Genomic DNA, 13,153 nt, shown 5'->3' on the forward strand with positions numbered 1-13,153 from the left:
GAGCATGGCTAAACAAAAGAGCCCTGAACAAAAGCGCTATGAAAAAATTGAGCAAAAGCATGAAGCTAAAAGGCCAGTCGTAAAAAACTGTGTAAAAGCCTTTCTAGTGGGCGGTACGATTTGCTTAGTTGGACAGGCAGTTACTTATTTTTATATCTACTTTTTCCATTTCACTGAACAAACGGCAGGGAATCCAACAGTAGCTACGATGATTTTCTTTGCGATGCTTCTAACTGGATTTGGTGTTTACGATAAAATTGGTCAATTCGCTGGGGCAGGGAGTGCAGTACCAATTACTGGGTTTGGCAACTCTGTCATTTCCGCTGCAATTGAACATCGAACAGAAGGTTTTGTTCTTGGTGTCGGCGGAAATATGTTCAAGCTCGCTGGATCTGTCATTTTATTTGGGGTATTTTCAGCCTTTGTTGTTGCCCTTATTAAAACGTTATTACATATCTGGGGGGTAATATAAAAATGCTGATTGGAACGAAAAAATGGCGAGAAATTTTGAGGGGAGGCCGACAATATGTTGAAAGGTAAGCAATCCTGGGTATTTCCAAACCGGCCAGTGATTGCGTCCTCTGCTGCAGTGGGGGGGCCGTTTGAGGCAAGAGGAAGGCTAGCCTCTGATTTTGATATTCTTCATGATGATTTATGGATGGGAAAGGACTCGTACGAGAAGGCTCATACGCTTCTTTTAGAAGAGGCAATTGAGACAGCAATTCAAAAAGGAGAAGTAAAAAAAGAAGATATCAATTTTATGTTAGCTGGAGACTTAGTTAATCAAATCACGCCTTCGAGTTTTGCTGCTAGAACATTAGGGATTCCATACTTCGGATTGTTTGGAGCTTGTTCGACTTCGATGGAGGGTCTTGCGTTAGCCTCCTTTCTTATTAATAATCAAGGCGCCAAGAAGGTGGTTACAGCTGCATCAAGTCATAACGCTGCAATTGAAAAGCAGTTTCGGTACCCAACAGAATATGGAAGCCAAAAGCCTCCTACCGCTCAATGGACGGTTACAGGAGCAGGGGCAGCAGTATTAACAGATACAAATGAGAAGGCCGGAAAGTTGGTTACTACCTCAGCAACAATTGGCAAAGTGGTTGATCTAGGAATCTCTGATCCATTTAATATGGGCGGAGCGATGGCCCCTGCTGCAGCTGATACGATTATTGCCCATTTTAATGATTTACAGCTTGATCCGTCCTATTATGACCTCATTATTACTGGCGATTTGGCTAAAATAGGAAGTCCAATTGCACTTGAACTTTTACAAAAAGAAGGGCTGCAAATTGATAGCGAAAAATTCAAGGATTGCGGACTGATGATCTATCAAGAAGATCAAAAAGTACAAGCTGGTGGCAGCGGGGCAGGTTGCTCTGCGGCAGTACTATATGGTCATCTCTTTAATGAGATGAAGAGAGGTAAGTATCAACGTATTCTCCTTGTTGCGACGGGTGCACTCCTTTCACCACTCAGTTTTCAGCAAAAGGAAAGCATTCCTTGTATTGCTCATGCGGTATCTATCGAAGTACATCCATAAGTCCAACATTTCTTTTTACTGTAAGGAGGGGATCAAGTTATGCTTGCAATGTTTTTCTGGGCCTTTGTTATTGGTGGCCTAATTTGTGTAATTGGGCAAATTATGTTTGATGTATTAAAACTAACACCGGGTCATACAATGAGCACGCTTGTTGTAATCGGAGCCATTCTTGGAGGCTTCGGGATATATGACCCACTTATTGATTTTGCTGGTGCAGGGGCAACCATTCCAATAACTAGCTTTGGGAACTCCTTAGTGAATGGTGCATTACAGGAGGCTGATCAGCATGGGTTAGTAGGCGTATTGACTGGAATGTTTGAAATCACTAGTTCGGGAATTTCTGCTGCTGTAGTTTTTGGATTTATAGGGGCATTATTATTTAAACCTAAAGGCTGAAAAATTAATGTGAAAGGCTTCTAAGCATGGAGCTCGCCCATACACTTTTATTCATTTCACATATGCTAGTAGTGAACTTGATAAAAGTGAGGTGATACTAAATGGGCTTCGGTTGCGGCTTTGGAGGCTACGGCTACGGTGGTGGCGGCTATTACGGTGGATCAACTTTTGTGTTGATCGTAGTATTGTTTATCTTGTTGATTATCGTAGGTGCTAGCTTCTATTAATAATCAGAAGTATTGAAGAAACCGTTCAAATGGGACGGTTTCTTTTTTTTGTTAAAAATTGATAAAAATAGACCTAAATGAAATTCTCAACCGTTTACCACTAAGCAAATATCCTCGTTTTAATTTTTAGAATTTTTAGAATCAAGGTTGAATATTTTAGAGAATCAAGTATACTTATATCTATATATGCATACTAACTGGTTAGTTAAGGTGGGTTAGGAGAAGTTTGCGGAGTGCTTTTGTTTGAAATGAAAGCGTGTTCAAAATTGAAAGTGGTTATAGGGTGGCCTATTTATGGGTCTATAGGTTTTGAATCATTGAAATTGGGAGGTAGGAATATGAGCGAAAGAAAGAAATGGCTAGATCTTTACCCTGAAACGGTTGCAAAGGACCTGGAGATTCCAAAAAAGTCTCTTCCTGATATGCTTGGAGAAACGGTGGCAAAATACCCAGATAATAAAGCACTATCCTTTTTCGGTAGGAAGTTGACTTACCGCGAACTTCAAGGCGGTGTTTTAGGGTTTGCTGCTGCCCTCCAATCGAATGGTGTTCAAAAAGGAGATCGGGTAGCAATCATGCTGCCAAATTGTCCTCAATATGTTATTAGCTATTATGGTATTCTTTCTGCTGGCGGAATTGTTACCCAAATCAATCCGATGCTTGTTGAACGTGAACTCGATCATATTTTAAATGATTCTGGTACAGAAACAATCATTGTGTTAGATGCACTTTATCCTAAAGTGAAAAATGTTCAAGAAAATACCAAAGTAAAGAATGTTATTGTGGTAAGTTTACAACCTTCTGGACAAAGCTTTGGGTCTGATTATACATTTGAAAGTTTCATGGCTAGTGCTTCACAATCATTTACCCCTGTGAAAATTGAGCCAGAGCATGATGTTGCCATCCTTCAATATACAGGAGGAACAACAGGACGTTCTAAAGGGGCGATGTTGACGCACCGAAATATATACGCAAATGTTTCCCAATGCTACGAGTTTTTTAAAGATGAAATGAATTTTGCTCAGGAAAAAATCCTGACCGTTATTCCTCTATTCCATGTATTTGGGATGACGTCCTGCATGAATCTATCAGTGTTTACCGCTTCTGAATCAATCATGCTACCAAGATTTGAACTTGAAGAAGTGCTTAATACAATTAAACAAGAGCAACCTAGTATTTTCCCAGGTGTTCCAACGATGTATGTAGCGATTACGAATCATCCAAATGCAGAAAAGTATGGGATTGATAGTATTAGAACATGTAATAGTGGGAGCGCACCAATGCCTGTTGAGTTGTTGAGGGAATTTGAAGGGAAGACTGGCTCTAAAATTCTAGAAGGTTATGGTTTATCTGAAGCTTCCCCAACGACACATTGTAATCCACATTTTGCAGATAGGAAACCAGGTAGTGTCGGGATAGGCGTACCGTCTACAGATTACAAAGTTGTAGATCTTGCTGATGGTGAAAAGGAAGTCCCTGTAGGAGAACTTGGCGAAATCATTATTAAGGGACCTCAAGTTATGAAAGGGTATTGGAATATGCCTGAAGAAACGGCTGCGACCTTGAAGAATGGCTGGCTCTACACAGGTGATATTGGGAGAGTAGATGAGGACGGGTATCTTTATATCGTTGATAGGAAAAAGGATATGATCATTGCCAGTGGGTACAATATCTATCCACGTGATGTTGAGGAGGTTCTCTATGAACATCCTGCGGTGCAGGAAGCGGTTGTCATTGGTGTCCCAGACCCTTATCGTGGGGAAACAGTTAAAGCTGTGATTGTGCAAAAGGCGGGGAAAGCTACAACTGAAGAAGAAATGATTAACTATTGCAAAGAAAATATGGCAGCATATAGGGTTCCGTCTATTGTTGAATTCCGTAACGAACTTCCAAAAACGGCTGTAGGGAAAATCCTGCGTAGAGCTTTAAGAGATGAAGTTAAAAGTAACAATTAGCATAAACGGAAGATCTCTTAAGGTCATTAGCAAATATATTTGGTTTTAATCTAGAATTAAACATTCCTGGAGTGATAACGTAGGCTAAGGCGAATGCTGTTGTGGTATAATTTTTTCATAAAAACAGGAAGATTGTGAGGCTGTGTAGAGTGAAAGAAAAAATAACAGAACAAAGCATTCGCCTTTTTGAGAAAAAAGGTTTTACTGAAACATCCATACAGGATATTGTTGACTCTTTAGGGGTCACAAAGGGCACGTATTACTACTACTTTTCAAGCAAGGAAGAACTGCTCATGGACATCCACATTAAATATATTAAAAACCTTGTGGAGGCCCAAGAAAAAATTCTTTATAGCGAGCATAACAATTGTAAGGAGAAGTTAGCCGAAATTGTATACATGCTTATCGGGAATATTGATAATCAAGGTCCTAGTGCTAAAATCTTCTTTCGCGAAATGAAAAATTTAAAACCTGAGCATCTTGAAAAAATCATTCCAATCCGCGATCAATTTAGGATTAATATTGAACAGTTGATTAGAGAAGGCATTGATAATGGGGAATTTAAGGAGCATTTGAATGCACCTATTATTGCATTAGGAGTACTGGGGGTTACGAACTGGAGTTATCAGTGGTTCAAGCCTGAAGGAAGTAAGAGTGCCAAGGAAGTATCAGATATTTTTGTGGATATGATTTTAAATGGTGTAGCTAAGTAAAACAAATAAGTCGGGAGAAAAAGGTTCTTCCGCTTATTTACACCTTTAACATACCAACTGGTCAGTATTACAGGTCGGTATATGTGGGAGGAGGTTCGTACTGGGTGGAAGAAATACATGTAACCGTCAGATTTGGGGAGACAGATGCTTTAGGTCACGTCAATAATACAAGCTATTTTATTTACCTTGAAGAAGCACGAATTAGGTTTATTGAATCACTTGGTTTTGACATGAATGTTGAATGTTGGAACTTTATTCTTGCTTCAACAAAGCTTGACTTTATTAATCAAGGCTTTTTTAATCAAGTTCTTACAATCAAAACATATGTATCAAAAGTGGGCACGAAAAGTTTCGAGCTCATGCATGAAATTAACTGTAGTCAGACTGGAGAAACTATCGCAAAAGGAAACGCCGTCATGGTCTATTTTGATTTTGAACTGCAGAGAAGTACTGAGATACCTCAAGAGATAAGAAATCAATTAACTCAGCACTTCATCAGCCTTTAAGAGACTGAATATTCCTTAAATTGTTTGAGAGGGGAGATTAGATGCGTCAAAAAATGGGTGAAGATACAATTCCAGTACGACAAGGGGAAGAATTAGATGTCACAACTCTTGAGTGGTTTTTAAGGAAAAATATTGATGGGCTCCCATACGAGAGACTTGAGATAAGACAATTTTCTGCAGGGCACTCAAATCTAACTTATCAATTACAAATAGGGGATTGGGAGGCTGTCCTTAGGAGACCTCCGTTAGGACCCGTTGCCCCAAAAGCACATGACATGGAAAGAGAACATAAAATCATTTCGGAGATTCACTCACTGTTTTCTCCAGCACCAAATCCTATTTTATTTTCAGATGACCTTTCAGTCGTAGGTAGCCCGTTTCAAATTATGGAACGAAAACATGGAGTTGTCTTAGATACATCTTTTCCAGAGTCGATTAACCCTACCGAGGAAAACTGCAGGAGGGTATCCGAGATAATGGTAGATCGGTTAGCAGAACTCCATTCGATTGATTACCGAAAAACAAAGCTTGGGGAAATTTCAAAACCTGAAGGGTTTATGGAAAGACAGGTCCATGGATGGATTGGTCGTTATGAACGAGCAAAAACGGATGATATAAAAGAAGCAGATATCTTAACCGAGTGGTTAGCCAAGCACAGTCCGAAGAAACACGAAGCAGCCATTATTCATTATGATTATAAATTGAACAATGCCATGTTTAACCCCGAATTAACCGAAATGGTTGGTTTGTTCGATTGGGAAATGACTACTGTTGGAGATCCACTTGCGGATTTGGGAGTAGCTCTTGGCTATTGGTTACAAGCTGATGACCCAGATATGTTGAAAAAGGGCTTTAGTAAACCTTCTGTAACGGTTTATCCTGGATTTTTGTCAAGGAATGAATTTGTTGAAAGGTATGCAAGAAAGAGCGGACGAGATGTGACGAATATCAACTTTTATTTAACGTTTGCTTACTTTAAACTTGCGGTCATTCTTCAGCAAATTTACTACCGATATAAAAAAGGCCAAACGAATGATACAAGGTTCGCAAACTTCGACGAAACCGTCCGGAACTTGATTATGTACGGTACACATGTAGCTTTTAGTAAATAGATTATGTGAGAAATTAGGCTTGGTTAAAGGATAAGGTTAATTTAACTTAAGTTGATTGAAGCGGAAATCAACATCCACGTAAAAACAACTTTTAAAAGGTAGTTTGCTAGATTAGCGACAAGAATAATATAACAAGAGGTGCAGAAATGCAAAAAGTACACCTTCTCCTTAAGAAGGAGGAATTGAACGAAGAGAAAATTGAAACAGGGAATAAAATTGCAGTAGTTCTGGATGTATTGCTTGCTACGACAACAATCACTTCTGCGCTCCATAATGGGGCAAAAGAAGTGATTCCCGTTATGAACAGCGTGGAAGCATTGGAAGTAGCAAAAACCATTCCGGCTAGTGATTGTGTTATCGCAGGTGAATTTGAAGCAAGACCAATTGATGGTTTTGTTTACCCAAGTCCAACGCTTATTGGCAAGATGATTGAAAATAAAACCTTGATTCTATCTACAACAAATGGAACAGTGGCACTTCGAAAGTCAGCTGGTGCAACGAAAGTTTTTATTGCTTCGTTGGTGAATAATCCATATGTTGCAAATGCAATTCAGTTGGAAAAAGATGCTGAGACAATTGTTGTCGTTTGTTCCGGAAATTCTACTGGATTCAGCCTAGAGGATTTTTATGGGGCAGGTCATTTCATTCATTGTCTCGCAGGTGATAAACGAGAAGAGTACGAATTAACCGATTCAGCCCTAGCTGCATTGATGTTTTATCAAGGTAGGGCTGAAGACTCAAAGCAAACTTTAGCTAATTCTTTAGTTGGTCGCATGTTTACCCGACATGAGGGTGAGAGTGACTTGCAATTGGCTGCTGAAAAAGGGGCAATTAACCTTGTTCCAATTCTCAAAGATGGAAAAGTAGTGTCCTCCGATAAGGGTGTAGAAGTTAAAAACAAATAACTAGAAAAAGAGGTGGGGAAAGAGATGGCTAGATTTGCAGATTGCGTTGCAGTGATTACTGGGGCGGGGAGCGGAATTGGGAAAGCAGCAGCTGCTCGGCTTGCTAGTGAGGGAGCAAAGGTAATTCTTGTTGGGCGGACCAGGTCAAAGTTAGAGGCAGCCGCAAGGGAAATTAATCAAACAATGAAGATTCCAGCTGCTGAGATTTTTCCTGCTGATGTGACGGATGAAGAGGACTTAGTTGAGCTTGCCCAGTATATAGAGCAACAATATGGTGATTTTCATATTTTAATCAATAATGCTGGCGTATCGAGTCAAGGAAAGATTCTAGATATGAATGTTAAGGACTGGGACCATGTTCAGTCTGTAAACCTGAAGAGCGTTTTTCTTACAGCGAAGGTTTTAGGAGGCTTGATGGCCAAAGGAGCGGGCCGAACAAGAGGTAACGATAATAGAGCTATTGTAAATGTTGCCTCACTATCAGGGCATCAAGCAGGGGCACAAATCCCTCACTATAGCTCAGCTAAAGCAGGGGTAATCAATTTAACAAAATCTCTAGCCCTTGAATTTGCACAATACGGGATTAGAGTGAATTCTGTATCCCCAGGCTTTATTGAGACTCCGCTAACGGAAAGAGGTCTACAAAATGATAAGTTTGTGAAAGCTATTGAGCGTAATACTGCCCTCAAAAGAGTTGGAAAAGTAGAAGAAATAGCCAATATCATTGCATTTATTGCTTCAAGCGAAGCTTCCTATATGACTGGTTCAGATGTACTAGCAGATGGCGGCTGGTTAATAAAATAAAGAGCTGTTGTAATGTACATTCTTGAATTTTTCACACGGTTGATTGGAGCGGAAGGCACGAAGACTCCTCGAAAATGAACTACACATTTTCTCGTGCGTGGGCGTATTCAGGGATGTGATTCAGTGTCCTGCGGGAGTGCAAGGTCAAGGGAGACCTAGGTTGAATTGATCCGCGTGAAGGACCAATTAACCCCGCAGGAGCGAAGCGACGAGGGGGCTTCCGGACTGCCCGCGAACCGCTCGTGCCTGGAGTGGAAATCAACAGCCGCGTTAAATCAGTAAATAAAAAATAAAGGGGAAATGACCATGAGTAGAGAAGATTTATTAATTAGCAAGGAAAATTCAGTTCTTTCTTTAACGTTAAACCGTCCGGAGAGCCTAAATGCTTTCAGCCCAGATATGATACTTGGTCTGACAAACTCAATGAAAGAAGCGCAAACTGACCCAGAGGTGAAGGTTATTGTTCTTTCTGGAGCGGGGAGATCATTTAGTGCGGGTGGAGATGTGAAGACAATGGGTGACAGAACCGCTACACATGCTTATGACCATATTGGGCGGTTGAATGAGTTAATTTTAACGATGCGGAATACTGAGAAGCCAATCATTGCTGCTGTACATGGCTTTGCTGCGGGAGCAGGCTTTAACTTAGCTCTTGCATGCGATCTAATCATTGCAGCTGATGATAGTAAGTTTGCACTCAGTTTCTCCAAAGTTGGACTAATTTCTGACGGAGGCGGAGCTTACTTCTTACCGCGCCTAGTAGGTCCCCATTTGGCAAAACAGTTCTTTTTCAGTGGAGAACCGATTTCTGCCGAGCGGATGTACCAGCTAGGAGTTATCAATGAACTAGTTCCTGCTGATAAATTACGGGAAGAAACGTTGAAACTTGCTACTAATCTAGCATTTGGTCCAGGTCGTGCGTATGGAATGATGAAGAAGCTAGTTGATCACTCGCTTACAGCTACACTTGATGAAATGTTAGAACAAGAAAGAATTACCCAAACAATGATGATTGCGACCGAAGATCATCAGGAAGGGGTAGCAGCATTTAAAGAGAAAAGAAGGCCTGTATTTACAGGAAAATAGTTGGGGGAGATTTTTGATGAAGGCAATACAATTTAAGGAATATGGCGGTCCAGAGGTTTTAAATACAATCGATGTAGAAAGACCAGTTGCAACTGGTCGAAATGTTGTCATTGAAGTTCATGCAGTTGGGGTGAACTATGCTGATACAGCAAGACGTGAAGGACAGTATGTAGTGCCAACTCCACTTCCATATATTCCAGGAGCAGAAGTTGCTGGGGTTGTCGTTGAAGTGGGCGAAGAGGTAACAAGTGTCACTCCTGGTACAAGGGTCGTAACTTTGCTAGAATCTGGGGGCTATGCGGAATATGCGCTTGCTGATGAAAGAGGTTTAATCCCTTTACCAGACCAGGTTGACTATAGCACGGCAGCTGCTTTGCCTTTGCAAGGATTAAGTGCCTATCATGTCTTAAAGACAATGGGAAGACTTGAAAAAGGAGAAACGGTTCTTGTTCATGCTGCAGCAGGTGGAGTTGGCACGATTGCCGTACAGCTTGCAAAAATCTTTGGTGCTGGGAAGGTAATTGCTACTGCAAGTACGGCCGAAAAATTAGAACTTGCTCGTGAAATGGGTGCAGATGTGTTAATTAATTATACAGAAGAAGGCTGGGAACAGCAGGTCCGTGAAGCAACGGGGAAAAAAGGTGTCGATGTTGCTTTAGAAATGGCTGGAGGAGATGTCTTCTACAAAACGCTAAAATGTTTAGCGCCATTTGGAAGACTTGTTGTCTTTGGCGTTGCAAGTGGAGAGCAAAGCAATTTTAATCCAGCTGCTTTAATGGCGAGAAATCAGTCAGTAATCGGATTTTTCCTTCCTCAAATTATGAGAAGACCTGAGATTTTGCTGCCAAGCATTCAGGAAATTTTCCAATACGTTATTGAAGGCAAGTTGAAGCTGACGATAGGCGGTACTTTCCCTCTTGAGCAAGCGAGAGAGGTACATACATTGCTGCAAGGGAGAAAGACGACGGGGAAGTTAATCTTAGAACCTGTGAATCGCTAAAACATCGATTAGATCATTGAATGGCATCTAATCAATCGAAAAACAGATAAAAAGATGATGAAATTTCGAAAAGAGCTATCAGGACGCGGCTGTCCATTTTAGCTCTTTTTTTTTCACCAATTTACGCCTCTCTCATAGAATAAGAGTAGTTCAAAAAGGGGCGTGATTTTAAATGGATAACCAATTCTTTAAAGGCATTGAAAAGAAAACAGGTGTAAACATGAAGGATATCCTTGATTTAGCAAATTCTCTCCAGAATGCGAACTTTAAAGATGAGCAGACTGTTCGTGGCGTAATCCGTAGAGTATCGCAAATTGCTAATAAACCAGTATCAAGAGAAATGGAAGAAAAAATCGTTGAATCCATTGTTAAGGACGGAAAACAGCTAGATATGAACCAAATTTCAAAAATGCTGAATAAAAAAAAGTAAGATAAAACAGGACCCTGATTAATCGAAGGGTCCTGTTTTGATAAGCTCTTAATCTTTAGTCTGCTCTTTTTTCAATAATGATAAAAACCGAGAGGGGTTGGCTTTTCTGCCACGTCTATACTGTGGGACAGAAAGATAGAGCCGCTCCATTGCTCGTGTCACCGCAACATACAAAAGACGACGTTCTTCTTCTAATGGTTGTGGGTCACCGTTACGATAAGAATCTAAGGCAAAATCATGCGGGATACTGCCATCGACAGATCCAAGTACATATACATTTTGATATTCAAGCCCTTTCGAACGGTGAATCGTACTTAAAATAATCGCACTTTCCATTTTCTTTCCGAGAGCTTTTATTTCACGATTCATTGCACTCATATGGTCTGCATGTTCAATTAACTCTGCGATAGTCGTAAAGGGACGAGCAGCAACTTTAAGGTCGCGTAGATCATCTGACCCCTTCTCCAGTTTGTTCCCTTCATTCCCACGTTTTTTAATAAAGTCTTGGAATCCAAGCTCTTTTTCAACCTTTTCTATGGCAATAAGAGGGGGAGTAGAGGATAACGTGCGTACGATATTGACAAGTTTCTTCAATTTTTGCTCCTGAAAGGCAAACCCTGTTTTAACATGGGATAGTGCTTCAAGCATGGAACAATCTTTTAAAATACTCTCCGCTTGTAAATCTCTGAAAACAGACTGTTTTAAGAAAAGGGATGGAAGAATATTTTTGATTGCCTCCGAATCATCTTCATTTAGGCTTAGCCGGAAAAAAGATAAGACTCCCCTTACCATAAAACGATCATAGAAGGACTCTAGGTCTTGATCCATTTTAAAGGGCAGACTAGATGCTGCAAGTCGCTCAAACATCGCTCTACTTGCCGTATTGGTCCGAAAAAGGATAGCAAAGTCCTCAGGCTTTGCTCCTTTCGCAATTTTCTCCTGAATATCCGTTAAAATCATGGTTGCTTCTTCTTCTTCGTCATAAGGATAAAAAATCATTGGTTGTACGGAGAGAGCATATTGTGCCTTCATTTCTTTTTTGTGCCGTTGTTGGTTAGCAGAGATAATGGTATTGGCCGTTTCGACAATTTCATGCGGAGAACGATAATTCTGATTAAGAATGACCATGTTCGTACCCGGAAATTCTTTTTCAAATTTTAGAAGGTACGAAGGATCACTGCCACGGAAGGCGTAAATGGATTGATCATCATCCCCAACGGCACAAACATTATAGGTGCGTGAAGATAGCATTTTTATTAATTCATATTGTACCTTGTTAATATCTTGAAACTCGTCTATAAGGAAATAATCAAAACGGTTTTGATATTGCTCAAGCAATTGAGGCTGGTCTATAAACAACTGATAGCAACCAATCAGCATATCATCAAAATCAAACAAGCCGCTTTTGGCTTTAACCTTTTCATAATCCTTATATAACAAGGCGACTTTTTCTTCCCAAGCAGTTTCTGGCTTTACAGCTTTTGGAGTTTGTAAAGTATTTTTCCATAATCCGATTTGTTGGAGGGCCATGTCGTAAGCAAATTCTCTATCATCAAGCCCCAATTTCCTGCCTGCTTCTTTTACAATCTGTTCACGCTGCCAGTCTTTTTTCAGAAGATGTTCCCCAGACCACCTTTCACGCTCATGATGGAGCAATATTTTATAAAAAATGCTATGGAAGGTACCAGAAACGATGCTGTTAATCTGTCCAGAGTTTAAACTAGGGTAACCACTAAGTCGTTTCTTCATCTCTGCTGCAGCTTTTGCTGTGAAAGTGACAAGCATCAATCGATTAGGGGCAATATTTTGCTCGACAAGCATATAAGCGGTTCTAGCGGTAAGGACACGTGTTTTGCCACTCCCAGCACCGGCAAGAATAAGCAATGGTCCTTGTATACTAGTTACTGCCTTTGCCTGATTTTCATCAAATTGGACTCCAGCATTATATAGTTGTTTCATATATCCATTTGATTGCTTAGGTGAATTTGGTTTCTGTCTGTTAAAAGGTTGTTGAATTTTTAGTACTTGCGCAGTCTTATAGGAAGGTTTAGGCTCTGCAGTTACAATGTTACGCGATTTAGGGATTCGGAAACCGTCCCTTTCAACATATAGGTCTTTATCTATATCTGAAGAAGGCTCTACTAAAGAATCTTCACAAGACGAATATTTATCAAGATGATGGTAGAAGGTGGGGGGGCTTTTGATTCCAAGGTATAAACGAACCTGTTCCCCACATGCTGAACAGGACACTAACCCTCTCTTACCATCTTCATAAAGTCGTTGATAATCCTCTCGATTCATTTGATCAAGGTTTATTAAACTATTTTTATAGAAAGCGGTCTTCATAGAATTCCCTCTTTTTTAAAACAAAAATTAGACAGACTCTATCATAACAGAATTTTGATGAAATAAAAAACAGGAAATTGTTTACGAGGTTAGAATTGCACAAGGGCGCTAGAGCTGGGTAATTCAAAGT

Annotated in this window: 14 protein-coding genes; 13 read left to right on the forward strand and 1 reads right to left on the reverse strand. The window is 40.3% G+C overall.

Going from position 1 to position 13,153, the window contains the following annotated elements; all coding sequences use genetic code 11:
* Positions 1-4: 4 nt before the first annotated feature.
* The 13 genes from spoVAC (at position 5) to LG336_RS03935 (ending at position 10,677) form a co-directional block, all read left to right on the forward strand.
* Positions 5-472 (forward strand): stage V sporulation protein AC, encoded by a 468-nt coding sequence (spoVAC, locus tag LG336_RS03875; RefSeq protein ID WP_404331243.1) that lies wholly within the window; start codon positions 5-7, stop codon positions 470-472.
* Between the two features lie 54 nt (positions 473-526).
* Positions 527-1,543, forward strand: coding sequence for a stage V sporulation protein AD (gene spoVAD, locus LG336_RS03880; protein WP_404331244.1), 1,017 nt, complete (start codon positions 527-529; stop codon positions 1,541-1,543).
* A 39-nt stretch (positions 1,544-1,582) separates the two neighbouring features.
* Positions 1,583-1,939: a stage V sporulation protein AE gene (spoVAE, locus tag LG336_RS03885; RefSeq protein WP_404331245.1), complete on the forward strand. Its 357-nt coding sequence runs from the start codon at positions 1,583-1,585 to the stop codon at positions 1,937-1,939.
* A 101-nt stretch (positions 1,940-2,040) separates the two neighbouring features.
* On the forward strand, positions 2,041-2,166 hold the full coding sequence (locus tag LG336_RS03890) for a YjcZ family sporulation protein (protein WP_404331246.1): 126 nt from the start codon (positions 2,041-2,043) through the stop codon (positions 2,164-2,166).
* Between the two features lie 338 nt (positions 2,167-2,504).
* Positions 2,505-4,121: a long-chain fatty acid--CoA ligase gene (locus LG336_RS03895; RefSeq protein ID WP_404331247.1), complete on the forward strand. Its 1,617-nt coding sequence runs from the start codon at positions 2,505-2,507 to the stop codon at positions 4,119-4,121.
* A 149-nt stretch (positions 4,122-4,270) separates the two neighbouring features.
* The gene (locus LG336_RS03900; protein ID WP_404331248.1) at positions 4,271-4,834 is read left to right on the forward strand and encodes a TetR/AcrR family transcriptional regulator; all 564 of its coding nucleotides are present in this window, start codon (positions 4,271-4,273) and stop codon (positions 4,832-4,834) included.
* A gap of 104 nt (positions 4,835-4,938) precedes the next feature.
* Positions 4,939-5,340, forward strand: a complete 402-nt coding sequence (locus LG336_RS03905; protein ID WP_404331249.1) for an acyl-CoA thioesterase — start codon at positions 4,939-4,941, stop codon at positions 5,338-5,340.
* A gap of 41 nt (positions 5,341-5,381) precedes the next feature.
* On the forward strand, positions 5,382-6,452 hold the full coding sequence (locus LG336_RS03910) for a phosphotransferase family protein (RefSeq protein ID WP_404331250.1): 1,071 nt from the start codon (positions 5,382-5,384) through the stop codon (positions 6,450-6,452).
* Between the two features lie 146 nt (positions 6,453-6,598).
* On the forward strand, positions 6,599-7,357 hold the full coding sequence (locus tag LG336_RS03915; RefSeq protein ID WP_404331251.1) for a 2-phosphosulfolactate phosphatase: 759 nt from the start codon (positions 6,599-6,601) through the stop codon (positions 7,355-7,357).
* Between the two features lie 24 nt (positions 7,358-7,381).
* Positions 7,382-8,161, forward strand: a complete 780-nt coding sequence (locus LG336_RS03920; protein WP_404331252.1) for an SDR family NAD(P)-dependent oxidoreductase — start codon at positions 7,382-7,384, stop codon at positions 8,159-8,161.
* A gap of 306 nt (positions 8,162-8,467) precedes the next feature.
* Positions 8,468-9,247: an enoyl-CoA hydratase/isomerase family protein gene (locus LG336_RS03925; RefSeq protein WP_404331253.1), complete on the forward strand. Its 780-nt coding sequence runs from the start codon at positions 8,468-8,470 to the stop codon at positions 9,245-9,247.
* 16 nt (positions 9,248-9,263) lie between these two features.
* Positions 9,264-10,247, forward strand: a complete 984-nt coding sequence (locus LG336_RS03930; RefSeq protein ID WP_404331254.1) for a zinc-binding alcohol dehydrogenase family protein — start codon at positions 9,264-9,266, stop codon at positions 10,245-10,247.
* A gap of 172 nt (positions 10,248-10,419) precedes the next feature.
* Entirely contained in the window at positions 10,420-10,677 is a 258-nt protein-coding gene (locus tag LG336_RS03935) for a stage VI sporulation protein F (RefSeq protein WP_404331255.1), read from the forward strand.
* Between the two features lie 48 nt (positions 10,678-10,725).
* Here the strand turns inward: LG336_RS03935 and LG336_RS03940 are convergent, their stop codons facing one another.
* Positions 10,726-13,023, reverse strand: a complete 2,298-nt coding sequence (locus LG336_RS03940) for an ATP-dependent helicase (RefSeq protein ID WP_404331256.1) — start codon at positions 13,021-13,023, stop codon at positions 10,726-10,728.
* Positions 13,024-13,153: the final 130 nt, after the last annotated feature.

This window comes from Mesobacillus maritimus (genome assembly GCF_044803185.1).
Lineage (GTDB): Bacteria > Bacillota > Bacilli > Bacillales > Cytobacillaceae > Mesobacillus_B > Mesobacillus_B maritimus_B.